The sequence below is a fragment of the Kocuria sp. NBRC 114282 genome (assembly GCF_030268385.1).
Lineage (GTDB): Bacteria > Actinomycetota > Actinomycetes > Actinomycetales > Micrococcaceae > Kocuria > Kocuria palustris.
The window spans coordinates 680,490-707,216 of the sequence record NZ_BSQO01000001.1 but is presented as its reverse complement, the minus strand read 5'-3'; the positions used below and the strand labels follow the sequence as shown (position 1 = coordinate 707,216).

16 protein-coding genes are annotated in these 26,727 nt (G+C 73.0%); 5 read left to right on the top strand and 11 right to left on the bottom strand.

What is annotated here, in order from left to right; all coding sequences use genetic code 11:
* Positions 1-105: 105 nt before the first annotated feature.
* Positions 106-3,855 carry a transcription-repair coupling factor gene (gene mfd / locus QSJ40_RS03215; RefSeq protein ID WP_285728652.1) on the bottom strand — a complete coding sequence of 1,250 codons (3,750 nt, stop codon included), beginning with the start codon at positions 3,853-3,855 and terminating at the stop codon, positions 106-108.
* Positions 3,856-4,026: 171 nt separating this feature from the next.
* The gene (locus tag QSJ40_RS03210) at positions 4,027-5,787 is read right to left on the bottom strand and encodes a hypothetical protein (protein ID WP_285728650.1); all 1,761 of its coding nucleotides are present in this window, start codon (positions 5,785-5,787) and stop codon (positions 4,027-4,029) included.
* Between the two features lie 699 nt (positions 5,788-6,486).
* Between QSJ40_RS03210 and QSJ40_RS03205 the strand changes: the two genes are divergently transcribed.
* On the top strand, positions 6,487-8,562 hold the full coding sequence (locus QSJ40_RS03205; RefSeq protein ID WP_285728648.1) for a WecB/TagA/CpsF family glycosyltransferase: 2,076 nt from the start codon (positions 6,487-6,489) through the stop codon (positions 8,560-8,562).
* A gap of 58 nt (positions 8,563-8,620) precedes the next feature.
* Here QSJ40_RS03205 and QSJ40_RS03200 read toward each other — a convergent pair whose 3' ends face one another.
* Positions 8,621-9,670, bottom strand: a complete 1,050-nt coding sequence (locus QSJ40_RS03200) for a glycosyltransferase family 2 protein (protein WP_285728647.1) — start codon at positions 9,668-9,670, stop codon at positions 8,621-8,623.
* A 499-nt stretch (positions 9,671-10,169) separates the two neighbouring features.
* Between QSJ40_RS03200 and QSJ40_RS03195 the strand changes: the two genes are divergently transcribed.
* The 4 genes from QSJ40_RS03195 to QSJ40_RS03180 all read left to right on the top strand — a co-directional run bounded on the left by QSJ40_RS03195 (position 10,170) and on the right by QSJ40_RS03180 (position 14,682).
* Positions 10,170-10,772, top strand: coding sequence for a YveK family protein (locus tag QSJ40_RS03195; protein ID WP_024290033.1), 603 nt, complete (start codon positions 10,170-10,172; stop codon positions 10,770-10,772).
* Entirely contained in the window at positions 10,769-11,971 is a 1,203-nt protein-coding gene (locus tag QSJ40_RS03190; protein ID WP_053447746.1) for a glycosyltransferase, read from the top strand. The genes QSJ40_RS03195 and QSJ40_RS03190 overlap by 4 nt, the downstream gene beginning before the upstream one ends.
* Before the next feature lie 63 nt (positions 11,972-12,034).
* Positions 12,035-13,498, top strand: coding sequence for a hypothetical protein (locus tag QSJ40_RS03185; protein WP_285728643.1), 1,464 nt, complete (start codon positions 12,035-12,037; stop codon positions 13,496-13,498).
* Positions 13,499-13,599: 101 nt separating this feature from the next.
* Positions 13,600-14,682: a glycosyltransferase gene (locus tag QSJ40_RS03180; RefSeq protein ID WP_285728641.1), complete on the top strand. Its 1,083-nt coding sequence runs from the start codon at positions 13,600-13,602 to the stop codon at positions 14,680-14,682.
* On the opposite strand, the gene QSJ40_RS03175 is transcribed toward QSJ40_RS03180, so the two are convergent.
* The 8 genes from QSJ40_RS03175 to QSJ40_RS03140 all read right to left on the bottom strand — a co-directional run bounded on the left by QSJ40_RS03175 (position 14,655) and on the right by QSJ40_RS03140 (position 26,485).
* Positions 14,655-16,358: a lipopolysaccharide biosynthesis protein gene (locus QSJ40_RS03175; protein ID WP_285728640.1), complete on the bottom strand. Its 1,704-nt coding sequence runs from the start codon at positions 16,356-16,358 to the stop codon at positions 14,655-14,657. The two genes, QSJ40_RS03180 and QSJ40_RS03175, sit on opposite strands and share 28 nt — an antisense overlap.
* A 109-nt stretch (positions 16,359-16,467) precedes the next feature.
* A complete protein-coding gene (locus QSJ40_RS03170; RefSeq protein ID WP_137802801.1) occupies positions 16,468-18,408 on the bottom strand; it encodes an alpha/beta hydrolase family protein in 1,941 nt (646 codons plus the stop codon).
* Positions 18,405-20,258: an alpha/beta hydrolase family protein gene (locus QSJ40_RS03165; protein WP_137802800.1), complete on the bottom strand. Its 1,854-nt coding sequence runs from the start codon at positions 20,256-20,258 to the stop codon at positions 18,405-18,407. Before QSJ40_RS03165 ends, QSJ40_RS03170 begins: the two co-directional genes overlap by 4 nt.
* A gap of 108 nt (positions 20,259-20,366) precedes the next feature.
* Positions 20,367-23,033 carry a glycoside hydrolase family 2 protein gene (locus QSJ40_RS03160; protein ID WP_137802799.1) on the bottom strand — a complete coding sequence of 889 codons (2,667 nt, stop codon included), beginning with the start codon at positions 23,031-23,033 and terminating at the stop codon, positions 20,367-20,369.
* On the bottom strand, positions 23,030-24,043 hold the full coding sequence (locus QSJ40_RS03155) for a DUF1839 family protein (RefSeq protein ID WP_137802798.1): 1,014 nt from the start codon (positions 24,041-24,043) through the stop codon (positions 23,030-23,032). Before QSJ40_RS03155 ends, QSJ40_RS03160 begins: the two co-directional genes overlap by 4 nt.
* Complete coding sequence (locus QSJ40_RS03150; RefSeq protein WP_235586792.1) at positions 24,040-25,026, bottom strand: class-II aminoacyl-tRNA synthetase family protein; 987 nt, start codon at positions 25,024-25,026, stop codon at positions 24,040-24,042. Before QSJ40_RS03150 ends, QSJ40_RS03155 begins: the two co-directional genes overlap by 4 nt.
* A complete protein-coding gene (locus QSJ40_RS03145) occupies positions 25,023-26,228 on the bottom strand; it encodes an acyl-CoA dehydrogenase family protein (RefSeq protein WP_137802797.1) in 1,206 nt (401 codons plus the stop codon). Before QSJ40_RS03145 ends, QSJ40_RS03150 begins: the two co-directional genes overlap by 4 nt.
* Entirely contained in the window at positions 26,225-26,485 is a 261-nt protein-coding gene (locus QSJ40_RS03140) for an acyl carrier protein (RefSeq protein WP_006214203.1), read from the bottom strand. Before QSJ40_RS03140 ends, QSJ40_RS03145 begins: the two co-directional genes overlap by 4 nt.
* Positions 26,486-26,727: the final 242 nt, after the last annotated feature.

Genomic DNA, 26,727 nt, shown 5'->3' with positions numbered 1-26,727 from the left:
TAGCGATCCGTGCAGAAAAGCGGACATGTCCCCTTAAATAGCCGAAGTAGATGAGCTTCCGCACAGTAGAGGACATCTGCGCCCTGGCGTGGGACGACGTTGGGATCACTGCGAACCGCTCTGCGCCTGCGCTGTGCTCGACGATGCCTGCGGCTCCTGCGCCTCGAAGATCGACACGAGCACCTGGCGAGCCCAGTCGATCACGGCGGCATCGGTGAGGTCCTTGCCTCCGACGCGCGCCGTCTTGGGCTTGGGGATCAGGACCTGACGGGCACCGGAGGCGTCGGCCCCCGGAACCGGCACGATCTTGGATCCGGGGTGCATGCGCTGCAGGCGCATCTGCTTGGACTCGGGCAGATCGGCCGGGGCGAAGCGGATGCTCGGCCCCTGCACAGCGATGTCCGACAGGCCCACCGAGCGGGCCATCACACGCAGGCGGGCGACCTCGAGCAGCAGCCGAGCCGGCTCCGGAAGCTCGCCGAAGCGGTCCTGCAGCTCGGCCTCGACCTCGCGGATGCCGTCCACATCGGAGGCCTGGGCCAGGGTGCGGTAGGCATCCAGGCGCAGGCGCTCCCCCGGGACGTAGTCGTGCGGCAGGTGCGCGTTGACCGGCAGCTCGATCTTCATCTCCGTGGGCGCGGTGTCCTCGTCGCCGCGGAACTCGGAGACGGCCTCGCCGACCAGGCGCAGGTACATGTCGAAGCCCACGCCTTGGATGTGACCGGACTGCTCGCCGCCCAGCAGGTTGCCGGCACCGCGGATCTCGAGGTCCTTCTGCGCCAGCTGCAGGCCGGCGCCGAGCTCGTTGTGCGCGGCCACGGCCTTGAGCCGCTCCAGGGCGGTCTCGGTCAGCGGCTTTTCGACGTCGTAGAGGAAGTAGGCGTAGGCCCGCTCGCGGCCGCGGCCCACGCGCCCTCGCAGCTGGTGCAGCTGCGAGAGCCCGTACTTGTCCGCGCCGTCGACGATCAGGGTGTTGGCGTTGGCGATGTCCAGGCCGGTCTCCACAATCGTGGTCGAGACCAGGACGTCGAAGCGCTTCTCGTAGAAGTCCAGGATGATCTGCTCGAGCTCGGTCTCCGACATCTGCCCGTGCGCCACCGCCACGCGGGCCTCCGGGACCAGCTGGGCGATCTCCGAGGCGCGGCGGGTGATCGACGAGACCCGGTTGTGCACGAAGAAGACCTGGCCCTCGCGCATGAGCTCGCGGCGGATCGCGGCGGTGACCTGCCGGTCCGTGTAGGCGCCCACGTACGTCAGCACGGGGTGGCGCTCCTCCGGCGGCGTGGCCAGCGTGGAGGTCTCGCGGATGCCGGTCAGCGACATCTCGAGCGTGCGCGGGATGGGGGTTGCGGACATGGACAGCACATCGACGTCCGTGCGCATGGCCTTGAGCTTCTCCTTGTGCTCCACGCCGAAGCGCTGCTCCTCGTCCACGATGATCAGGCCGAGGTCCTTGAACTGGACCTCCTTGCTCAGCAGGCGGTGGGTGCCCACCACGAGATCCACGGAGCCGTCGCGCAGACCGGCCAGGATCTCCTTGGACTCCTTGGCGGTCTGGAAGCGGGACAGGCCCGCCACGCGCACGGGGAAGCCCGAGTAGCGCTGGGAGAACGTCTCGACGTGCTGCTGGCCCAGCAGCGTGGTCGGCACGAGCACCGCGACCTGCTTGCCGTCCTGGATGGCCTTGAAGGCCGCACGCACCGCGACCTCGGTCTTGCCGTAGCCGACGTCGCCGGAGATCAGGCGGTCCATGGGGACCTCTTTCTCCATGTCGGCCTTGACCTCGTCGATCGTGGTGACCTGATCGGGGGTCTCGATGTACGGGAAGGCCTCCTCGAGCTCGCGCTGCCACGGGGTGTCCGGGCCGAAGGCGTGGCCCCGCGTGGCCATGCGCGCCGAGTACAGGCGGATCAGCTCGGCGGCGATGTCCTTGACCGCCCGCTTGGCCGCGCGCTTCTTGGCATTCCAGTCCGAGCCGCCCATCTTGGACAGCACCGGAGCCTCCCCGCCCTGATAGGTCGAGATCTGGTCCAGCTGGTCCGTGGGCACGAACAGCCGGTCCTTGGGCCCATTGCGCTTGGACGGGGCGTACTCGAGCACCAGGTACTCGCGCTGCGGCTTGGGCTGCCCGGGCTTGGTCACCGCACCGGCGATCGGTCGGGCGATCAGCTCGATGAACTGACCCACGCCGTGCTGCTCGTGGACCACGTAGTCGCCGGGCTGCAGCGCCAGCGGATCCACCGCGTTGCGCCGGCGCCGCTGCGGCAGCGCCGTCTTGGTCTTGGCCGCGTAGGACGACGAGCGCCCCAGGACGTCGGCCTCGCTGAGCAGCGCCACGCGCTGGTCGTCGAGCACGAAGCCCGTGGACACTCTGGCCGTGGTCAGCTCGACGACGCCGGCGGTGGGCGCGGCCTCCAGGGACTCGTGCCGGGCGGCGGGGATGTCCGCGCTGCCCATCAGCTCCGCCAGGCGCTGCAGCGGACCCGGCCCCTCGGTCACGGCCACCACGCGCCAGCCCTCGCGCACGAGCGAGCCCAGGTGCTCCAGCAGAGCCTCCACATCGCCGCCGAAGCGCCGCGGCGCCCGCCCCGAGACGGTCAGGGTGTCGGCGTCGGTGTCCATCAGCCGCACGAGCGCCTCGTCGGTGTCGGCGTCGACCTCCGAGAGCTGCGCGCCCACGATCAGCGCCGTCGTGGACCACCAGCCGAGATCCGCGTCCAGAGCGGTCTCGCGGGTCTGGGCCAGCGTGTGGAAGGACCCCGAGGCCAGGGTGCGGCCGTCGTCGTCCAGCGCCTGCGCCTGGGCCTGGGCCACGTCCAGCGGCGCCTGATCGGTGTCCGCCGCGGACTCCCAGGCCGCGGCCAGGAACTCCTCGTTCGTGGCCACCAGGTCCTCGGCACGGGCACGGACCTTCTCCGGCTCCTGCACCACCACGATCGACCCGCCCGGCAGCAGCGAGAGCACGGGCACCATGCGATCGGCCAGCAGCGGGGCCAGCGACTCCATGCCCTCCGAGTAGATGCCGCCGGCGATCCGCTCCAGGATGGCCTCCGCCCCGGGCAGGCGGTCCTTCAGCCGGGCGGCGCGCGACTGCACCGCAGGGGTGATCAGCAGCTCGCGGCACGGCGGAGCCACGATGCGCTGCGGGTGCTCGCCGCTGCGCAGGGTGCGCTGATCGGCCACTGCGAACCAGCGCAGCTCCTCGATCTCATCGCCGAAGAACTCGACGCGCACCGGGTGATCGGCGGTGGGCGGGAAGACGTCGATGATCCCGCCGCGCACGGCGAACTCGCCGCGGCGGGAGACCATGTCCGTGCGGGAGTAGGCGGCAGCGGCGAGGGCCCGGACGGTGTCGTCGAAGGACTGCTCGGCCCCGCGCTCGAGGATCACCGGCTGCAGGTCCCCCATGCCCTCCACGACCGGCTGCAGCACCGCGCGCACCGGAGCCACGACGACATCCAGCGCCCCCTGCTCCGGGTGAGCCAGCCGGCGCATGACGTCCAGGCGCTGGCCCACGGTGTCCGAGCGCGGCGAGAGCCGCTCGTGCGGCAGCGTCTCCCAGGCCGGAAGCGAGGCGACCTGAGCCTGCGGGGCCCAGGCCGGCAGCTGCTGCTCGAGCTCCTCGGCCTCCCGGCCCGTGGCGGTGACCACGAGCAGGACCGGCTGATGGTCACCGGCGGCCGGGGCGCTGCGCAGACCCGCCAGCAGCTGGCTGATCAGCACCGGGCGCATGCCATCGGCCACGCTGATCACGGTCTCGGCGGAGCGCTCCGCAGGGCGCACGCCCGCCTGGGCGCGGACTGTGGCCAGCGAGGGCTCCTGGGCGAGGATGTCGGCGAGGCCGGTGAGGGACATGTGCTGCGGGACTCCTGGTGGGCACGGCTGGATCGAGAAGGGCGCGGTCTGGGGCGACACGACGAATGGCCCTGCACTCGGATCGAGGGGCGGCTCGAGGTGCGTGCGGGACTGAGGCCTCCAGGCTACTCGTCGGGTCGGACGCCGCAGCGTCGGGCTGAGACGCGGGTCTCAGCCGCCGGCCGAGGCGCGGTCCCGCACCGAGGCCGTCCCGGCGCTCGGGTGCGCCAAGCCCAGGCTGCTTCGCAGCGCGGCCACGGCGCGCCGCCTGCTCGACTCGGCCAGCAGCGCGTGATCCGCATCGCCCAGGGACATCGCACGGAAGTGCACGCCGCGGCGCTGCAGGGCGCGCACCTCCCGCTGACCTCCGGCCATCTCGAAGCTCTCGCGGTCGCCGTCGCCCAGATGCAGGTCCACCGGGGGCAGCCCCGACGGATCCCGCAGCATCTGCCCCAGCATCTGGACCTGGCCGGTGCGCGCTGCGATCCGCAGCTGCCACAGCGGCATGGTGCTGAGCACCACCCGCCGCGCGGTCTTCAGCCGCTGCTTGAGACGAGCGCGCCATGCGTGCGGGTCCCGTCCGAGGCGCTCGCGTCCGCCCAGCAGCCGCTGCACGGCGCCGTCGCGGTAGAAGCGCCAGTAGTAGTCGCCATCGGGGGTCCAGGCGACGCTGTTGAGCAGGATCGCCAGGTCGAGCTGCCGGGCGGTCTTCAGCGCCATCCACGCCCCGGAGCACAGTCCCGCGGCGGCCACGGGTCCGTCCACGCGCGCCCTGAGCCAGCGCACGGCCTCCATGGTGTCCTCCACCGCCTCCTCGGTGTACGGCATCGGCTCGCCCAGGGCTGCCGGGTCCCCGGCCTCGCCGATCCCTCGGCGCTCGGCGCGCAGCACGACCAGCCCCTGCCCGGCCAGCTCCCGGGCGGTGCGCGCCCACAGACCGGTGGGCCCGTCCATGGGCTCGGCATCGGCGGCGATCAGCAGCAGCCCCGCTGCCTGCCCCGACGACGGCCCTCCATCCCGGCCCCACGCTGCACCGGACGACGGCCGTGAGGCCTGAGCCTCGGGAGCCTGCCCCGGCACAGGCCGCGTCAGCACGCCGGGCAGGCGATGGGGGCCGATCGTCACGAACTCGCTGCGCACGGCGAGCAGGCCGTCCCGGAGCGGGCTGTCCCAGTGCCTGGGCCAGGCCAGCTCCGGAGCGGGGGCCGTCGCCGTCTGCGCATGATGACGCTCACTACCCGAGGCGTCCGCGGAGGATCGCTGCGCCGTGCGCTCCTCCGGGCTCGGCACCGCCAGCGAGATGACCCGGTCCAGCACCTCGAGAGGGACCCGAGCATCCCGTGAGGCCACGGCGTACATGCGCTCGGCCCCGGCCCTGTCCTGCGCCGCGGCGCGCACGATGCTGACGTCGCCTCGGCCATGGAGCGCCTGGTCGGAGGGCAGCCGCAGCGAGGCCAGGGAGGCGGCCTGCTCTGCGCTCAGGCTCAGCCCCGGCAGCTCGATCCCCTCCGCCGGCGGAAGGCCCGCGGACATCCGTCGCAGCGCCCGGTGCTCGCGCACGAAGCGCCGGCCGTCGACCGGCTCCCACAGGACGGTGCGCTCGGCGGCCTCAGGATGCTGCAGCGCCCCGGCCGCCACCGCGGCGCCCAGGCGCAGGCCGATGACCGAGACCGCCGCCCCCGGCGCTGCCTCGCGCGCCGCTGCGATCAGCCGCAGCAGGTCCTCGTGCCAAGCGTCGGCCGGATCTGCGGGCAGCCGACCCGTTGATTCACCGACCCCGCTCCACGACGGCCTCAGCACGACTGCTCCGGCCCTTGCCGCCGCTCGGATCGCCAGGACCCGCAGGGTCCGGTAGGAGATGACCTGCTCGCGGCCCACGGGCGGGGCCAGGACGATCGCTGCGCGCACCGGCCCCTCGCTGGGACGGTGCACGTGGACTTCCAGGGCCTCGCCGTCCGCGCTGCCGGGGAGCCAGCGCGCGGTCCCCAGCTCGGGATCCCGCGGGGCAGCGCAGTGCGAGGACCTGTTCGGCGCGGCGCCTCGGTCGGGCTGCCTGTCAGGCCCGTCCCGCTGTCTGCCGTGCGCGACGGCCCAGGGCGCTGCGCCGCCGTCCGTCGATCGCGATATCTCGGTCATCGCCGCTCCCCCTGTCGCCGTGGCTGCTGTCCCCGCGGCTGCGCGCAGCCGGCTCGCTCCTCCGGCCGTCGCCGCGCAGCACCCGATCCGGGGATCCTTCCCGCGCTGAGCGCGTCCCCACGCGCTCCGCGGCCCCGGCCGGTCTCGCACCCAGCGTAGGGGGCTGATGCGAGGCATGCCGAGGCGCGGACGTCATATGCCGACCCGTTCACGAGGCCGCGGTGGAGCGCTGCCGTAGCCGATCCGCACCATGGCGGGCGCGCGGCCGCTTCACCCCATGTCAGACGGTCCGGGAGCCGGTCGGGCTGTTGGTACATTGACCACAGGAGCGAGCCGTGGGCACCAGACCGGAGGCTCCTGCACGGGGGATCAGAACGGGCTGCTCAGCTGCCGGCATGGGGATGCGGACAGCGGACCGGAGCCCGCAGCGGGGATGCGCTCTGCATCCTGGCTGCGGTTCGGCGCAGCCCCTCATCAGAAGGGCTTGAGGCGCACATGACCTCTGCACACGGCCACGACGTCGGCAATGGCGCCGCGCTCGTCCTGGACGCAGCCGCCGCACAGGACGGACGGGACCTCAGGACCGAGGAGGACTTCGCGCCCGGGGCACCGAGCAGACGCGGGTCCGCGGTCGACTGGCTGATCATCCACCAGTTCGACGCCGCCCGCGCCTCCCCCGGCGGCATCGACACCGTGATCCGCGGGATCCTGCGGCATCTCGACCCCTCCGTGTCCGTGGCGGTCGTGGGCGTGGACACCACTCCGGGCGGCGATCCGCAGCGCGTCGGCCGGTGGGAGACGCACGTGCTCGGGCAGCGCACCTTCCGCTTCCTTCCGGTCGTGAGCCTGGATCCGGCCGATCAGTCGCGGCGCATCCCCCACACGGCCCGGCTCGTGGCGGGCGTGGTGCGCCATCGGAAGTCGCTGCCTCCGGCTCGCCGCCTGCAGTGCCACCGCATGGACACCGCGCTGACGCTCGGCTCGCTGCTGCGGATCCCCCTGGCCTACGTGATCCACACCCAGGTGGCCGGTACGACCGGCAGGTCCTCCGACTCCTTCTGGCGCTTCGCCGGCCAGATCCACCCGCGGCTGGAGAACGCCGTGATCCGCCGCGCCGTCGACGTCCGCGTCTTCAGCCCCGCCCGTCTGGAGGCGGTGCAGCGGGTCAACCCGATCGCCCGTGCGGCCACCACCTGGTGGGAGCCGGAGCTGCTCGAGCGCGCCGCCGCGGAGGCCCCCGTCCGCGATCCGCACCGGATCGTGTGGATCGGACGCGTCGAGAAGCTCAAGGCCCCGGACTTCGCCGTCGAGGCCTTCGCCGAGCTGGTCCGCGAGGATCCCGAGACGCCGTGGTCCCTGCACTTCTACGGACCGGGCACCGAGCTCGAGGCCCTCACCCGGCAGGTCGAGGCGCTGCCCCGGGAGATCGGACGGCGGATCACGATCCATGGACCCGTGGCTCCGCAGGAGATCGCCCGCGTCCAGGCCTCGTCCGGGGTGTTCCTGATGACCACCTTCGCCGGGTACGAGGGCTTCCCCACGGTGATCGTCGAATCGCTGGCGGCCGGCATGCCGGTCGTGTCCACCGAGGGCGCGGATCCCGCTGGGCTGGTGCAGGACGGGCGCACCGGATTCACCTCCCCCCGCGATCCCCGCGAGTTCGCCGAGCGGATCCGACGCAGCGTCGGACTGGACCGCGCCGAGCTGCGCAGCGCGGTCGCGCACCTGTCGGCTCCGGCCGCCGTCGGGCGGCTCATGCAGGCAGCGGAGGCCCGGGACAGGGCCTTCTCGCCTCGCTTCGAGGCGCTGGACGGCCGCCTCCTGCTGGATGGCATGGAGTTCATGATCGGCTCGGACGCCCAGGTCGACGACGAGCTGGACCGCCTGGCGCACACAGGCCGCCCCGAGCTGGTCGTGACGGCCAACGTCGATCACGTCCTGTCGCTGCGCACGTCCTCGGCGCTGCTGGCCGCCTATCGCGGGGCCTCGCTGCGCCTGGTCGACGGCATGCCCCTCGTGGGCCTGGCGCGGGTGCTGGGCCTGGCGCAGGCCGAGCGCCACACCGGGGCGGACCTGCTGCCGCACACCGCTGCCGTGGGCGCCGAGCGCGGCTGGCGCATCGTGGTCACCGGCGGTGCCGACGACGTCGCCGCCGAGGCCGTGGCCCGGCTGAAGGCAGCGCATCCGGGGGCCGATCTGCACCACGTCCCGTTCCCGTACATGCCGAGGGTCGATGACCCCCTCTCCCAGGAGGTCATCGACCGGCTGGCGCAGCTGGATCCGTCCCTGGTCTACCTCTGCCTGGGCTCGCCCAAGCAGGAGGCCTGGTTCGAGCACTGGCGCCGAGAGCTGCCCGCGGCCGTCTACGTGGGCGCCGGGGCGGCCGTGGACTTCGCGGCGGGAGCCCGTCGGCGCGCCCCGCGCGCGCTGCAGATGATCGGCGGCGAGTGGACCTGGCGGCTGGTGCAGGAGCCGCGGCGCATGGCCGGGCGCTACCTGGGGCGCGGTCCGCGCTTCCTGGGCGTCATCGCCCGCTCCGTGCTCAGGGACCGGCTGCGCGTGGGCCGCTGACGCGACCGTGCCCGGCGCCTCCCGACAGGACGGGAGGCGCCGCAGCTCGCGGGAAGGCTCAGCGCCCCATCACCGGGTCGTAGTCGACCATCTCGTCCGTGGTCTCCTGGCGCCGCTTGAGCAGTCGCATGCCGCCGGGCACCCTCGCGATGCGCGCCTTGACCCCCACCCGCTTCTGCGCCGGCATCAGCTCGGCGGCCAGCAGCAGCTTCTGCTTGGCCTCCTCGATCCGTCCGGCACGCAGGGCCTCGTTGGACTGCCGGATGATCCGCTGCGGGGACCCGACGGACAGTCGGTGCTCCACGAACGCGATCTCCTCCGGCGTCATCTCCTCCCGGAACCCCGCGAGCAGCAGCTGCAGGGCCCGGTCCTCCCCGCGGCCCATGTCCTCGACATCGGAGCTCATGGATCCCGGCGACCACCACAGCAGCAGCAGGACCTCCTCGAGGCGGTGGAACCGCCAGCCGGAGAAGACCGCCCGCAGCCACAGCTCCCAGTCCTCGACATAGCTCTGGGTCTCGTCGAAGAGCCCGACCTCGTCGAAGAACTCCCGTGGGAACAGGCTGGCCAGGCTGCCGATGTTGTACTGCAGCATCACCTCCCGCTGGTGCTTGGGCTCGGGCACGGGCTCCCGGTGCAGGGGCCGCGTCGTGTCGAGCGGTCCGCGCGTGATTTCGACGCCCTGCAGGGAGACCAGCACCCTGCCTCCTCCCAGCCGCTCGCGCTCGGCCACCATCCGGGAGATCGCCGCAGGCATGAAGGCGTCGTCGGCATCCAGGAACGTGACGAACTCGCCGCTGGCCATGCGCAGCGCGCGGTTGCGGGCGCCGGCCACGCCGGTGTTCTCCTGGCTCTGCACGATGACGCGCCGGCCGGGCAGCGCCATGCGCTCGTACACCCGGGCGAGCTCGGCGGTGGCGTCCTGGGAGCCGTCGTCGATCACGATGATCTCGAGGTTCTGCCAGGTCTGGCGCATCAGCGAGGTCAGCGCCTCGCCGATGAAGCGCTGAGCGTTGTAGGCGCCCATGATCACCGTCACGAGGGGGACGCCGCCGCCCTCTTCGGGCACGGCGGCGAGATGTCTGCCTCGGTGGTCGTTCGTGGTCACAGGAGTCTCCCGTCATCGATGCTGCTCCGGCGCCGCCTGCCGGATCGTGCGGCAGCGCCTGCGGCCGCCCATGGCCGCGCTCGGGTCGCGGCACCTTCCCCGCGGCGCTCGCACGGCCCGCCACGAGCCTGGCACCGCCGGCCCGGAATCGGAACTCCGGCATGTTTCGCTTCATGAGTTCCCGAAGCGATGTCCCCACATGCGCGGGGCGTCGTTGGGGCGAACGAGTGCTCGGAGCCGAGGTCGGCGCCCCGTGTGTCCGCACAACTGTGCCGGGCCCGGGCCTGCGAGCCGGTCCGATGAGGCTCGGGCCTGCAGACCAGGCGGTATCGTCTGAGCCCGATGCGCCGGGGACGCTTCTGGGCTCCCTTCCGCCTGGCAGCCGACCGTGGTCTCGGATCCGGCTGGCGGCGGCGCGACGGCGGGCCCGTCGCGGGGCGCAGGATCCATGCATCGCCCGGGGTGGGGACCCCGGCGCAGCTTCGAGGGGAGAACCGTCGTGACCCTGGCACGCTATCTGAAGGCGCTGCGGCGCTGGTGGCCGATCGTGGTGCTGTGCGCACTCGTCGGGCTCGGACTGGGCTACGGCTCGGCCCTGCTCATGCCCAAGTCGTACGAGGCGCAGACCACGATCTTCGTGAACGTCTCCGAGTCAGCCACGGTCCAGGACCTGCAGATGGGCGAGCAGTTCGCCCAGTCCCGCGCCGCCTCCTACGCCGCGATCGGCACCTCCTCCGAGGTCCTCCGCCCGGTCTCGGACGAGGTCGGCGACGAGGTCGAGGACGCCGTGACCGTCACCAACGCGCCGAACACGGCCACGCTCAGCGTCACCGCCGAGGACCCGGACCCGCAGCGCGCGGCCGAGATCGCCCAGGGCGTCTCGGAGAGCCTCGTCGAGCGGGCCGCGGACCTCGAGGGCTCGTCGGCCCCGGATGAGTCCCCGGTGCAGCTGTCGATCATGGACGAGGCGGAGGTGCCGCTGGCCCCCGCCTCGCCCTCGCCGTCGATGAACAGCCTCGTGGGCGTCGTGGTCGGCCTGGTGGTCGGGCTGCTGATCGTCCTGGCCCGCGCCGGCTCCCAGGCCGGCAGGCGCGCACCGTGAGCCGGCGCCCCACCACCTCACGGGGCGCCCGCGTGCTCGTCGTGTGCCCCACCGAGTACGGGGGCCAGATCGAGCACGCCGCGGACACCGCCATGGCCCTGGCCGCGGATCCCCGCACGCAGCGCGTGGTCCTTCTCTCCCGCAAGGGCGCCGACGCCTACCTGGGCCGGCCCCGGGTCGAGGGGCTGCAGATCGTGGAGTCGATCCCCCCGCGGCGCACCGGCTCAGGGATCCTGCGTCGCGGGATCCAGGTCCTGGACCTGGTGCGCGAGCACCTGCAGATCCGCCGCCTGGCCGCCCAGGCCGGCCCCGGAGCCGTCGTGGCGCTGGACTCCTCGAAGTACCCGTTCCCGGCCGTGCTCACCCCCGGCAGGGACCAGGCCTCGGTGCTGTTCCTGCACAACGTCCGCCCGCATCACGACGACGCCCGCGCCTCGCTGCGCCTGCGGCTGCTGCGCCGCCTCGAGCTGGGGGCGGCCACCGGCTGCGATCGCGTGATCGTGCACGGCCGGGACCAGCGCAGCACCGCGCAGCAGAACCTGGGCGAGACCCGCGGCGACCTCGTCGCTGTGCCCCTGCCCACGAGCACCCGGATCGACGAGGCGGCTTCCGCCGAGTCGGTGCCCGTGCCCCTGCACGACGACGGTCCCGCCGCCTCCGCCCGCCTCGAGCTGCCCGAGCAGCCCTACGCGCTGGTGCTGGGCGAGCTGCGCGCCAACAAGGGCGTCGAGCTCGCGATCGACGCCGCCGGGCAGGCGGGCGTGCCGTTGCTCGTGGCCGGTCGCGCCGAGAGCCCCGAGCTCGCCGCGACCCTGCGCGAGCGGGCCGAGCGCGCGGGCACCGTCCGGCTCGAGGACCGCTTCCTGGAGCGCGGCGAGTTCCAGAGGGCGCTGGAGGGCGCGGCCGTCGTCGTGCTGCCCTACACGCACTTCGACGCCCAGTCCGGGATCCTCGCCAAGGCCATCGCCGCCGGGCTGCCCGTCGTGGCCTCCGACCTCACCTCGCTGCGCGAGCAGAACGGCGCGCACTCTCCCGCCCGCTTCGCGGACATCCACGACCGCGACGCGTTCGCCGCAGCGCTGCGCCAGGGCTTCGACGACGCCGTCGCCGCCGGACCGCGCACCGGTGCCGACACCTCGTCCCGCGCGGACTGGCAGCCCACGGTCGAGGCCGTGCTCGGGGCAGTCCCCCGCGGCTGAGCAGGACGCATCCGATCGGGGTCCTCGCATGAGCATCCCCAGGACCAGGAAGGAGCAGGCAGCATGACGGAGATCAGCACGCTGCGCCCGGCTCGGCACACCGCCCTGCCCGATGGCCGCCTCCCCGAGACCGGGACGCGCCTGGACCGCGCGCTGTCCGGGCTGCTCATCGTGCTCTCGGCCTTCCCGTACGCGGGGATCCCGGTGGGCGGCGACACGAACATCCCCGTGTCATCGGTGCTCGCCGGCATCCTGGTGCTGCGCGCCATCCGCTACCTGCCCCTGTTCGCGATCGCCGTGGTGCTGGCGGCGGTGCCGTTCTTCTCGGCCTTCATCCGCCTGTTCCTCACCTCCGATCCGCTGCAGCTGATCCCCACCATCACGTGGGTCGCTGCGACCCTCGCCCTGCCGGGAGCCGCGGCCGCCGTCCTCTTCCTGCGCCGCCGTGCGATCGCCTGGCTGTCCTGGACCCTGATCGGCTCCGCCGGCTACGCCGTGGTGCAGAAGCTCGTGTTCATCGACCGGCTCGACACCATCCCGTTCATGTGGCTCTACACCCTGCCGGGCTACGCCAACATGTCGGACTTCGCCGACACCTTCCTGCTGTACGTCAGGCGCCCCTTCGGGTTCTTCCCGGAGACGTCGTTCATGGTCGGGTCCGTGACGCTGATGGCCATGGTGCTCATCGTGCTGCTGCGCCACTACGGCATGACCCCGTCCTGGCTCGAGTGGTCTGCGGTCGGCCTGGCCGTGTGGGCGGCGGCCATCTCCGGCTCCGGCTCGGCGGTCGTCGTCGTGGCGGTCGTGGCCATGGCCATCATCCTGCCGGTGGCCATCCGCCAGGCCTGGCTGTTCCTGCTGGGCGTCCCGGCCGCCGCGCTCGGCGCCGCCGTGGTGGCCTCCAGCGTGCTCCAGGAGCGCTCGGAGAGCTTCAACTGGTCCTGGGCGGACCGAGGCAGCTCGGTGCAGGCCGTGGTGAAGCGGCTGATGGAGGACCCGATCGCCTTCTGGGGCGGACTGGGCCGCGGCAATGTGAACCAGGAGTTCGTCTCCGGGCGCATGCCCCTGGAGACCTTCCAGCACTACAACCCGATCCCGGACGTGTACTCCGTGCTCGGCCGCATCATCGCCGAGAACGGGATGCTGGTCGGCGGGCTCACGGTGGCCGGCATGGGCCTGCTCATCCTGCGCTCCGGCGGGCGCGTGCCGCCGCTGATCGGCGTGCTGCACGTCCTCACGTGGGTCGTGGTCGCCGGGGCCACCATCAGCTACGACAACGCCTTCTGGCTGTGGGGAGGGGCCGGCGCGGCCCTGGGCCTCGAGCTGACCCGGCGCTGGCCGGAGGAGCCCGTCCCGGGCGGACGGCGCATCCGCTCCACGGCCGAGATCGAGGACGACTTCGATCGTCGTCAGGACCTGCTCGACGCGCCGGCCGGTGCCGTCGCGGCGCATCCCCGCGGCGGCGGCTCGAGCGCTGCCGCTGCGCGCAGCGACGACGGCGCCGGTGCCGCTCCGTGGGACCGCTGACCTGCTGACCCTCTGACCCGCTGAGTCGGCTGCGGGGGCCGCTCGGCCTGCTGCACGTCCGCCCCGGCATCACCCCTTCACCTCACGAGGACAGGACGAGAATGCGCATTCTGCATGTCATCAACGACGCCGAGACCGGCGGCGCCCAGACCCTCGTCGAGGCTCTGGCACGCCACCGGGACCCGAGCGACGAGGCGCACATCCTGGTGCTGCTCGGCCGCGGCGGGCTCAGCGACCGGCTGGAGGAGGCGGCCAGCTCGGTCGAGCACGTGGGCATGTCCCGGAAGGACCTCGTGCCGGCGCGGGCCGCAGCGCATCTGCTGCGCATGGTCCGCAGGCTGGAGATCGACGTGGTGCACTCGCACCTGCAGCAGTCCGACCTGCTCAGCGCGCTGACCCCGCACGGCCGCCCGCGCGTGTCCACGCAGCATTCGAGCCAGGACGGCTCGTCCTCCGCCGTCGCCCGCTTCGCGTGGCAGGCCGCGGCCAAGACGTCCTTCCGCATGGATGCGGTCGTGGCCTGCTCGCCGTCGGCGCGCAGGGTCGCCACCGAGTTCGGCTACACGTTCCCGGCCGAGAAGATGCCGGTGATCGTCAACGGGACCGCGACGGCCCCCGCCCCCTCCCCCGATCCCGGGGGCCAGCGGCTGCTGCATCTGGGTCGCTTCGCCCCGGCGAAGGACCATCGCACCCTGCTCGAGACCATGGCGCTGGTCCACGAGAGGCTCCCCGGCGCCACGCTGCGCTGCGCCGGCAACGGCGTGGACGAGGACAACGACGAGCTCACCTCCTGGCGCCGGGAGCTCGGGCTGGAGGGGAGCGTCGAGCTGTGCGGCACGATCTCGGATGTGCGCTCCGAGCTGCGGGCGGCCGACGCCCTGGTCTTCTCGAGCTCGACCGAGGCCCTGCCGATGGCAGGGATCGAGGCGCTGAGCGAGGGGCTTCCGGTCGTGACCACGGACGCCGGCGATGCCGGGCTGCTGGCCGTCGACGAGCACCTGCTCTGCCCGCCGCGAGACCCCCGCGCGCTGGCCGAGCGGCTCCTGTGGCTGCTCGAGCGCTCCCCGCAGCAGCGCGCACAGCTGCGCCGCCAGGCGTGGCAGCTGTGCGGCGAGCGCTTCGGGATCGAGCGCACCGTCGCCCGCTACCGGAGCATCTACCGAGATCTGGTCGGGGTCGCCTGATCCGAGCCCTCATCGGGTGAGGGGCCCTCGGCCCGGGACGGATCCTCGTCCCGGGCCGCCTGCTCGGCGGCCTCGGCCACGATCTGCCCGTCGGCGCGCACGGTGCGCATCATGCGCACGGCCATCAGCGCCAGACCGGCCCCGACCACGAGGATCGTGGGCCAGCTCGGCAGCAGCCGCGCGACCAGCACGGCGAACGCGACGTAGGCGAGCGCTCCCGCGAGCATGACGGCCCAGCGCCTGAGGTCCTGGCCCTGGATCCGGTAGGGCAGGTCCCGGTTCGCGCCCATCACCTGCGCGGCGCTGAGCAGCAGCGACGGGGCCACGGTGCCGAGGATGACCCACTCGATGTCCCCGGTGCTGGTCGCCAGCCACACGGCGGGCAGCGTCAGCACCAGGATCGCCAGGTTGATCAGCGAGGCCCGAAGCGCCGACCCGCGAAGGGTCATCACCATGCTCGCCGGCTGGTTGATCGCCTCGGCGATCAGGCCGATCGTCAGCGTGGCCAGGCCCATGGCGGCGAAGGCGAAGTCGTCGCCCATCCACGCCGTCATCAGCTCCGTGGGGATGCTCAACAGCGCCGCGCCCATGAGCATGCCGATGCCCAGGGTGAGCGTCTGGCAGCTCTTGAGCACGTGCGAGGCCTGCTCCCCCTCGGCCACGCGCAGCGGATAGCCGTAGGGCATCGTGATCCAGCTGACGATCAGGCGGCAGCTCTGGTAGACGCGCATGAGGGCGCCGAACGCCGTGGCCGCCGCCAGGCCCAGAGTCGGCCCGACCAGGAACAGCGGCAGCTGGTAGACGCCCAGCAGGGCCAGCGAGCCGATGGACATGACGGAGGACAGCCGCAGCAGCGGGGCCCCGTGATCTGCCCACAGGCGACGATCGAGCACAGGAGCCCGGAAGCGCCGCCACACCGCCCACAGGCACACGAAGGGCGGCAGCATGAGCGAGAAGCACTCGACCACCACGATCCCGATCAGCCCGCTGCCCGTGAGCAGGACGGCCCCGTAGCCCAGGGCCCGCAGGATGATCGACACGACGGCGGCCTTGCGCTCGATGTCCGGGCGGTTAAGGCCCCACAGCACCGAGTTCAGGCCGCGGCCGACCATGGAGACGAACAGCGTGCAGCCGGCCAGCACGGTCATGGGCATCACCGCGTGCTGGTCCTGGTCCGGGACATCGACGGCTGCCAGGTACAGCGGGAAGGCCAGCAGGTACACGATGGTCAGCCCCGCGCCGAGCAGCACGAAGACCAGGATCGCCGCCGTCACGAAGCGCCGTCGCTCGTACGAGGCGCCCGGGCCCTCCGCGATCCCGGTCAGGGTGCGCACGATCCCGGAGCCCAGCCCGAAGTCGGTCATGGTCAGCATCTGGATCGCGCCGATCGCCAGGACCCACAGGCCGTAGGACGGCGCGCCGACGATGGACACGGCCAGCGGGTAGAGCAGCAGCAGCCCGAAGATCGAGGTGAAGCCGGAGAGGTAGTTCCACAGGATGTTCTGCCCGAGACGCTCCGATCCTGTGTCGGCCGAGGTGTCGGCCTCGGGCTCCTGGCCTCCGCGGACCTCGTCTGCAGCCGTCTCGGCGGGCAGCGGCGCGGACGCGCTGCGCTCCCGGCGCCGATGACGGCGCAGGGGCCCGGAGGCGGGGCCTTCGAGGCGGTGCTTGGCCATGCGGACGGTCCTCCTGGACGGGTGCGGACCTCGAGGTCCTCATGAGCGAGGGGAGAAGGGACCCCTGCGCGAGGTGCGGCTGCTGCGCCACGGCGGAGATCGCACGTGGTCAGGACGTGGTCTCGGCATCCCCCGATGCCGTCGGCGCGGCGCGATCCCCATCGCGGCCGTCCGATACGAGCATGTCCCGGAGCATCGTACGCACCTCCGCCCGCCCGGACGCTGCAAGCAGGGCGTGGTCCAGTGGGGGGACATCGTGCACCCGAACAGTGCGTCCGAGCCGTCGCGCGATGCGCACGCCCCAGTCGCCGCGGGCCTCGCGGAACTCGGCCAGGTCCTCGGCGCCCAGGATGAGATCGATCTCACGCGCTCCACCGGGCAGGACGAGCATGCTCGAGACCGCGTCGCTGATCCCGAGCAGGGCCAGCAGGTGCCGGGCCGGGGCGGGGGCGTGCGTCTCGACGGCGCCGCGCAGTCCGCGCAGCCGACGACGCAGCACGTCGCGCACGCCCGCGGACCACGTCGGCCGCTGCTGCGCTCCCCCTGCCTCCCGTGCGAGGGACTCCGTGAAGCCGCGCGGGGCGTTCTCCCAGGTGTCCCGCTCGGCGTAGAGCAGGTCGTAGTAGCCGGTCCCGGGTCGCCAGGCCACGTTGTTGACCGCGATCACCCGCCGCGTCACGGTCCGCTTCGCGCTGCGCAGCGCCAGCCAGGAGCCGACGCACAGCCCGACCGCCGTCACGGGCAGGCCCGTGCGCCGCGTCAGCCAGGCGGCATCCGATCCGACGGCGCGCAGCGTCGCAGGGTCATAGGGCGAGGGGATGGTGTCCAGGCTCGCGTCGGAGAGGATCCCGCAGCCCGGGCGCTCGGCCCGCAGCACGGTCATGCCCTCTCCCGCCAGGTCCCGCGCCGCACTGGTCCACAGGCCCGTGGGGCCGTCCGAGGGCTCGGAGGCCGCCGCGATCAGCTGCACGGCCGTCTCGGGCTGACGGCGCCGCCCGCCTCCCGTCGGCCGATCCTCCGCAGCGCTGAGCACTGCCGGTCGGCCGTCGGCCACGCGCACGAAGGTCTCGATCACCCGTTGCGACGCTCCGGACGAGTCCGGCACTGTCAGCGCGGCGCTCGCCCTGGGCTCCATGTCCACGGCCCGCTGCGCCTCAGTGCTCAGCGGAGGCTCCAGCGGATCCGCAGCCGTCAGGAGCTCGACGATCTCGTGGACGGCCGTCCGCGGGACTCGCGCGAACTCCGAGCCCACGCCCCACAGCATCTCGGCGGCCTCCCGATCCTCCTCCTCGCGGATGCTCCACCGATCCGAGGGCAGCGGGCCGCGCCGAGGGTCAGGCAGGGTCCGCAGGCACTCGGCCTGCTCGCGGCTCCACAGCATTCCGCTCACCTCGGCGCCCTCGTCCGCCGTCGGCCTGGGCACGCTGACCCGACGCAGAGCCTGGTCGCGACGCAGCTGCGCCCGACCGCCCTGCGGCTCCCACAGCACGACTCGCTCCAGCTCCGGAAGCGGCCGGGCGTCGGGGCCGTCACCGGCTGCGGCGCCCTCTTGTGCCGGCTCGTCAGCCGCAGTGCAGGCGTCCAGCAGCACGGCCGCCCCCAGGCGCAGGCCCACGGCGTGCACGGCAAGCCCCGGCGCCCGCCGCCGCAGCTCGTTCACGGATGCGCGCACATCAGCGCGCCAGGCCGAGCGGACGTCGTCTCCGGGCAGGTCGTGGGAGTCGCCCGAGCCGCGCAGGCCCAGCCGCAGCACCAGGCAGCCCTCTCCCGCCAGCTCCCGGCTCAGCACGGCGATCGCGGCCGTGGACACGACGCGCTCGCGTCCCAGCGGTCCCACGACCAGCACGGCCGCGCGCGCCCTGCCGTTCACGGGGCTCTCCAGGACGCCCGCCGCCGCCGGAGCCTCCACCACGCGGCCTCGCGCCTCCTCGCCGTGCACCATCCGGTCGTCGCCGACGGGGATCCACGTCTGCTCGATCCTCGTGCTCGCACCACGGCGCTCGGCACCGGCCGGGCTGTCCGGCCTGGCAGATCCCTGCGCCGGGCTCACGAGACCCGCGCCCCTCCCGCGGGTGCTCCGGCATCCGGCGCCGGAAGGGCGCTGCGAAGGGAGGCGACCAGCAGCCGATGGGACTCGCTGGTGAGCAGCGAGTGGTCCATGTGCTCCAGACGCCGCTCACTGAGGGGCAGCCCGCGCTGGGCGAGCTCGCGCACCGCGCGGTCGGCGCGGGTCTGCTCCCAGCGCTCGATGTCGTCACGGCCGTTGACGACGTGCACTGGCTGACGGGCCGCCATGGGCTCCAGCACGGACTCCGGGCCGATCACGCGGCGGGAGCGGTTCAGGCGCAGCCACAGCGGGTAGGGCATCTCCCACCGCATCCATCGCACGATCTCCGGACGGATCTCGGACTTCAGCCCCCGGAGGTCTCGCTCGCGCAGGCGTCGAGCCGCGATCCTGACCAGTGCCGAGACCGGGGAGGCCTTCGCCGCTGCGCCATCGGCCGGCCCCTCCGACGGGACGTCGCCGGCCGCCGTGTCGGCGACGTCGGGCAGCGCGGAGTCGTCGGCGATGCCCAGGTAGGCGCTGCGGGCCTTCGCGCGCTCCACCGCGGGGAGGTCGGCGTCGTAGACCAGGCGCAGGCCCTCCCACCAGGAGAGGTCCATCTTCCACTCGGCATGCCCGATCAGCGTGGTCGAGTCGGAGAGCACGGGACGGCCGTGCAGCTCGCCCAGGCAGGCCGCCCAGGCCGAGGCGCAGTGCAGCCCCGCGTGGACCTCAGCGCAGCCGTGGTCGCGAAGCCACTGGACCATGTCCTGCAGCCCCACCGCCGAGCGCAGCGTGTAGGAGTTGCTGGCCTGCAGCTCATCCACCGGAGTGGAGTCCGCCACGGTCGGACGGTCGCAGCGCAGCACCACGAAGCCGCCGGCAGCCAGCTCGCGGGCGGCATAGGGCCACTCCCCGCCGCCTGCTCGTCCGTCCGGGCCTCCCCCGGAGACGATCAGGCCCGGCCCCCGCCAGCACAGCGCATCGGCCCTCGGGTCCTCGCCTGCGGCCTCGTCCCGGGACTGCAGGGAGCCCTCGGCCCAGGTCACGATGCCCACCCGCGGCTCAGGGCCGACATCGACCAGGCGCTCGTGGAGTCGGACGCCGTGCTCGTCGTCCCAGCTGATCTCGCGCACCGGGGCCGAGACGAGCCCGCCCTGGACGGGCTGGTGCTCCGGCAGGGCATCCATGACCAGGTCGAGGACGTCGTCGTGCAGATGGGTGTCGAACGGCTCGACGGCGTACATGGCCTTCGCCCGTCGGCGGTCCTTCTCCTTCACGATCGCTGCGTTCTCGGGGCTCGGGGCGGGCAGCCCGCTGAGGCTCTCGGCCTGGGCACGGGTCAGGGTCAGGCTCAGAAGATCAGCCTCGCCGTCGCGCTGCGGCGTGGAGGAGGCCAGCGCCGCGCGCATGCGGGTCCACTGCCGCACGAAGGCGCTGCCGCCCACGGGCTCCCAGGCCACCACGGTGCCGAGCTCCCCGGACATGCTGGCCAGCAGTGCCGCCCCGATCCGGTAGCCGATCGCGTGCACCGGGACCTGCGGCAGGCCGCGGGACTCGCGGACGTGGGAGATCACGGTGCGGACGTCGTCCTGCCAGCGTCCGACGAGATCGGGGTCCCCGTAGAGCGGCTGCGAATCCGAGGTGCCGCGCCAGAAGAAGCGGACGGCCGTGTAGCCGCGCCGCGCCAACAGCACGGCCAGCCGCCGTACCGCCAGCAGGGACAGCACCTGCTCGCGTCCGACAGGCTGGCCGAGCACCACGATGCCGCGGCTCGTCCCGTCCTCGGGCGCGTGGATCCACGCCAGCACGGCCTCTCGGCCGGTTCCCGCCCATGTGGGCTGTCCTTCGAGCATCTCTCCCCCAAACGATTCGACCGGGCCCGGCCACGGCGATCCCTCGCCCCACCCGACCCGCTCCCCCATTCCGGCCCCGGAAGAGGGGACAGCGGCTCCCCTGCCGCTTCAGCCGCCGGTCGTCGTGCGACCAGACACGACGACGGGCGGCCAGGCGCTCGCCTCGACCAGCGCGACGTCCCGGATCCCGTCTGGCTCCAGGTCGAAGCCCTCGTCCAGCGGGATGCGGCCTGCCCCGCAGGGCACGCGCACGGACGACGATGCGGCCGCCGAGCTCAGCCTCAGCTGCCCGCTCCGGGCACGATAGCCGGGCTCGCCGGCACGGCGCTCGTATGACGACTCATCGTCCTGTCTCCCGAGCGTCGGCTCCGTCCGCAGGTCGGCCAGAGCGTCGCGGCTCTCGCCCCCCAAGAGGCGGACAGCCTTGAGTGCGCTGTCCGGCCCGACCGGATCGGAATCCGGTCCGACCTGCAGATCCACCGCCAGCGCCTCCCACTGCCGGTCGCCGAATCCCCAGTTCCGATCGAGATCCAGGAAGCCGCCGAGCTCGTCCTCCACGACGAATGTGACGGACCCGGGGCCGTCGATCGACACGTCGCAGTGCGTCTCGTGGCTGAGCACGCCCTGCCGCGTCCAGACCCGCAGCCGCAGCCTTCCCCGCAGCCGCAGCGGGCGGTCGCACACCACGTGCGCGTGCAGTCCGGCCAGCCCCTCGTCGGTGAGCAGCACCGCGACCGGGGCGCAGGCACGGCGCATGGCGTACCAGGTGGCCTTGGGCAGGCCCTCGGAGTCGAGCAGCCCCCAGCCGGCCCCCGGCACCAGGTCCCGGGCCGCGAGGATGATCACGCCGTCGCAGCGCGACCCCGGGCGGCGCAGATCGGCCAGGGTGCGCTCCACGGCCCGGGCCGATGCCGCGCGCTCCAGCCGCAGCTGCTCCTCGCGGACGAGCCCCTCCCAGTCCACGTCCCCGGGATGATCGGCCACCAATCCCGTGGCACCGCGGTCAGCCTCGATCCCCGGAGCGATCCAGCGCCGGGCGTAGTGCGCGGCGATGTCCTCGAAGTCCCATTCGGCCCCCGGATCCCGGGCCGCCGCCGCGGACCATGCCGCGCGGGCGGCCTCGTCGTGATCGGCCGTCGCAGAGCCGAAGGCGGCCTCGATCGCTTCGGGGCGGGGCGGGCACCCGAAGGCCAGGGCCTCGGCCGCGAAGCGCACGCCGCTGAGGCGGGCGTCCGTCAGCGGCCGGCGGTAGGCGCCCACGCCGAACCAGTGGGAGATCCCCTGATCGGGGCGGGTGGGCGGCTGCCCGCCGCACGGACTCGTGGGCACGTGCACGGCCTGCGGGACGAGCTCGGCGCTCAGGCGCGGGATCAGCTCGTCGATCGCGGTCATGGTCATCTCCTGCGGGCTGCGGCCCCACAGCACGGGCTGCTGCAGGACCTCGTTGCCGCCGGAGACCACCGCCAGGCACGGGTGCGCCCCCAGGCGCGGCAGCCAGGTCCGCAGCTCGGCCTCGAGCAGCCCCAGCCATTCGGGATCCTCCGGTGGATCGAGGGTGGCCAGCATGGCGTCCTGCCAGACCATCAGGCCCAACCGGTCGCAGGCCTCGTAGAAGGCCGGGGACTCCCAGGCTCCGGTGCCGGAGATCCGCAGGATGTTGGCGCCGGCAGCGGCCATGGCTCGCACCGTGCGCTCGATCTTCTCGGCCGCTGCGCCCAGGCTCAGCGGGTCCACGGGCGCCCAGACGGCGCCGCGGGCGAAGACCGGGCGGCCGTTGACGATCAGCCGGAAGCCGCCGTCGTCGGTCTGCGCCTCCAGGCGGCGGAATCCGACGCTGCGCCGGGCCAGCGGCTGCAGCTGTCCGGGACGGGATCCGGCGCGCACGGTCAGCTCGTGCAGCGCGGGCTCGCCATGGGTCGCCGGCCACCACAGCGCAGGCTCACGCACCTCGAGTCGCACCCGGCTCTCACCCGCAGGGACCTCGACAGCCGTGACGGCGCCTGCGCAGGCGAGCTCCAGGTGCCCCCCGCGCTCGGCCATGCAGTCCACGAGCACCCGCGCGCTGCGAAGGTCCGCATCGAGCTCGGTGCGCACGCCCGTCAGCTCGATCCCGTGCTGCGGCACAGGCAGCAGGGAGACCTGCCCCCAGGGCCCGATGACGGGAGAGGTGCCGGCCCACGGGATCCGACCGATCAGCGGCGTCCGGCGCCAGCGCAGCGACTGATCCGCCACGAGGCTGGAGCGCCATCGTCCTCGAGGCCGGCGCGGCACGGGCAGCAGGGACAGGGCGCGGCACACGATCGCCAGCTCATGACGGCCCGGCGACGCCGTCAGGTGCACGACCAGGTCGTCCAGCCCGGTCGCCGATGTCGCGGCGCGCCGGCCGTCCCACCAGACCTCGGAGACGGTCGCCACCCCGCGCAGGCTCAGCTCCCACTGCCCCTGCGGCTCGCCGGAGGGCAGCTCGAGGTCGGCGCGCCACCACCAGTCCCGGTCATCCGGCTGCGCCACCGGCTCGCGCCCCGCATCGCGCAGGGCGGCGGCGAGCGTTCCCGGCACGGAGGCGGGCAGGCTCAGCTGCGACAGCTCCTCGAGCCGAGGCCTCAGGATCGAGACCCCGCCCGCGCGCAGCACCGGGGCCTCGGCCTGCTCCCAGGGACCCGTCCAGCCGATCGCCCCGGACTCCGTCCCGTGCAGTGTCCAGTTCAGCCTCCCCAGGGCGACGCCGCCCGAGCCTGTGCCGAGCGGGTCGTCCACGAGCGGGTCGGGACTCATGAGGCGGACTCGGACCCGCCGCCGTCGGCGGCCCAGGAGGCCAGCGCCTCCGCCGCCTGCGCCCAGTGCTCGACCGCGGAGTCCATGGTGGCCGCCAGGGCCGAGGAGCCCCGGCCGCGGGCGAGCCGAGCCAGCTGGAACTGCATGCCCTTGGCCTCCTCCGAGACGGCGGTCCAGGCCTCGACGGCCGGTTCGAGCTCGGGCACCTCGGCATGCCGGCATGCGGCGGCCGCCAGCATGGAGACGACGCCGAGCTGCCGCGTGGTCTCGAAGCACAGCGCGTGGTAGCCCTCCATCCCGTTCTCCCCCAGCCAGGCGAGGCGCGAGCGGAGGATCTCCATGAGATCGGCGACCGGGTTCGTCTGCGGTGCCCGGGCGGCGTGCAGCCGCAGCAGGCGCCGGGTCTGCGCCGCGGCGTCGACGTCCTGCGGGCCGCGCAGCCCCTCCAGGGAGATCAGCTCGGTGTAGGGCGAGGGCACGATCCCCTGGCTGCGGCCCGCGCCCAGCACGTGGTCGAAGTCCGCGCCGTCGAGCCGGTGCAGCCCCTCGTTGTGCAGGTAGACGAGCCCACGCGTGTCGGGATCGACATGCAGCACGACGATCGAGGTCTTGGTGTGATCCTGCCCGTAGGACACGCCTCGGGTGTCCGGCAGCCAGAACGCATCGGCCTCGATCAGCATGGGGTTCCCGAGGCCCAGCTGCAGCATGACCTGCTCCTGCAGTCCCAGCCAGATGTCGTGCTCGCCCACCCGGATCCCGGTGACCTCCTCGAGGTCGCGGTGATCCACCTTCAGGAACTCGAACTGCGTCGCCTGGGCCGTGGCCGCGACAGCCGCTGCGAACAGCGGCTCCGGTGCATGCCCCAGACCGTGCAGCAGCTCGATCCACACGTCCAGGTAGCAATTCGTGTTCGACCAGACGGACTCGTCCCGGTGCAGCGGGTGCTGGATGAAGCCCTCAGGGCTCAGCGCTGCGACCCCGAGTCCGGCGGCGGAGGTCGTCGCGGTCATCCGGTCTCCCCCGTCGGCAGGCCGAGAAGGGCCCGCACCTGCTCGGGCCAGGCCATCAGCTCGGTGCCGTGGACCCGCGCCAGCGCCAGCGCCACGCGCTCCAGGCCGAAGCCGAAGCACGCGGAGTGCGCCATCGAGCCGTCGGCGCCATGCAGGTCGAACTCGGCGCCGAAATGGTCCTCGTGGTAGTTGCCGGAGGCGATCGCCGTGCGGTGGGTGCCGTAGACCGGTGCCGTGATCTCGAACTTCAGCTCGGCCTGCAGCTGCCCCTTGGCCAGCATCACGCCGGCACGGCCGAAGAACGGGTCGTTGGCGCTCTCGATCTCGACATCCAGCCCCAGATCGCGCAGCAGCCCCGAGCCGAGCTCGAGCATGGCCTGACGGTGGGCCAGTGCCTGCTCGGGCGTGCCCACGAGCACGAACTCGAGCATGCGGAAGGAGACGAAGCGCATGGGGTCCGGCGACGGCTCGTTGCGGAAGCAGTCGCCGATCAGCGAGTACACCGTGCCATCGACCTCGCCCCGGGCGGAGCCCAGCTGCAGGGCGCCGTAGAGCGGGTGGCAGGCTGCCGGCACCAGCGCATAGCCGCTGGTCGACATGTGCCCGTCCCACGGCTGCCCGGCCTCGCGGTCGGCCAGCAGCCGCCGGTGGGCCTTCGTGTCGCCCTCGAAGGTGTCGATCGTTCCCAGCAGCTGCGGGAAGCTGGCCACGTAGTCCGTGCGCTCGAGCAGGCTGCGGGCATTGACCGGCGGGAAGCGGACGGCTTCGAGCCGACCGGGGCGGGGCAGGTCCACGGCTCGCTCGCGCGCGGCCAGGATCAGGCCCTGCACGACGGCCTCCATCACCGCCCCGGTGCCCGTGATCCCCTGTCCCAGCGTGGGCAGCAGCCACCCGGCCTGGAGCAGCTCGGCCTCGAAGCGCTGCTCCTGGGAGATCTCCTCCGCGGGAGGCTGCGGCATCCCGGCCTGCGCCCCGCCGCTCATGCCCGCCCCTTGGAGACGGTCAGCAGCGAGGCGCTGCTGTTCAGGATGCGGTCGTTGCTGACCTGCAGCGACGGCCCCATGGCATCGCGCAGCGAGCGAGCGAGCGAGAACGGGCCGGTGTTCGAGTACGAGGCGATGCCCACGATGACCATGGCCTCGGAGACGATCGCGCGCACGGACTCGGAGGTCGAGACCTTGAGCGTGTTCATGGCGATCGCGAAGTGCATGGACGTGGCCAGCTCGGGATCATGGGCGGCCTCCTCGAAGCGGGCGATCGAGCTGCGCACGGTGTCGATCATCGACTGGATCCGCACCTCGAGCTCGGCCAGTCGCAGGGCTCCCGGAGGCGTGGTCCCGGGGTTCGAGCGGGCCTTCTTCTGGATGAAGCGCCGAGCCACGGCACCGGCTCCGGTGGCCAGGCCCAGCCAGGACGACGCCCACAGCGTGTGCGATGCCGGGAGCATGGTCTGTGCGGAGATGGTCGCGAAGTCGACCGGCAGCACCATGTCTGCCGACACTGTGCCCTCCAGCTCGAAGCCCTCGGACATGGTGCCGCGCAGGCCCAGGGCATCCCACTCGCTGGTGCGCTCCAGGCTCAGGTGCTCGCGCGGCACGACCACCAGTGACTGCTCGGAGGCCGGTGCCTCCGGATCACGGCGCGCCGTCACCAGGATCGCGTCGGCGAAGCGCCCGTAGGAGATCACGGGAGCCGACTTGGCCACGGTGACGCTGCCGTCGTCGTGGGCGACGACCGCGCACGACGACGTGCGCGTGTCGCCGCCGATGTTCTTCTCGGTCGTCGAGGAGGCCAGCAGCAGCTGCTCCGCCGCCACCCGGCAGGTGAAGCGCGACAGGGCCGTGTCCTCCTCGAGGTCCACGTGGCGGGTCAGGCACAGCTCCTGGCTGAAGTGCATGGCGATCACCGCGGCCGAGGAGGCGCACACGGCACCCAGGGCCTCCACCAGCCGGCAGATCTCCGTGATCGAACGGCCCAGGCCGCCGTGCACGGCCGGCACGTGAGCGCCCAGGATCAGCTGCTCGCGCGCGGCGTCCAGCATCTCCTGGGGAAATCGACCCTGGGCGTCGACGTCGGCTGCCGCAGCCGCTGCGGCCGCGACCACGGCGTCGATCCGCTCGGACCAGTCCCTGCGCTGCATGTCCTCGCCGGAGCCGCTGCGGTTCTCGCGTGTCGGGGCGCTCACTGCTGCTCCTCGAGTGTGCGCACGGCGGCGGCGATGGATTCGAGGCTCTCGAAGGTCTCCTTGGTCAGCATCTGCTCCGGGAACTCGAGGTCGAAGGCGTCCTCCACCCCGAGCATCACATTGACGGAGGCGTGCGAGGTCATCCCCGCCGCGTAGAGGCTGTCGGATTCGGCCAGCGAGCCGGCGTCGCGGGCCAGATGCGCATGCTGCGCGACGACCTGACGGACCTCGGCGATGATCTCTTCGGTGCTGCTCATTCTGCTTCTCCCCGATTCTTCCGGGGGACCTGAGGGGTCCCCCTGTTGTGCGGGAGCGGCTGCGACTGCTGCCCGCAGCCCCTCCGCCGGCAGAACATCGCCGTGCGGATTCCCCGTTCCCCTGTGCTGAGCCCCGGCCGGCATGCCGCGGACCGCCGAGCGGCACTTCGCGGCATCCCCCGGCCTCCGGGACGCATCCAGCGTCCCCGGGGCCGTCCCCGCCTCGATCCTCCCCCCAGGTG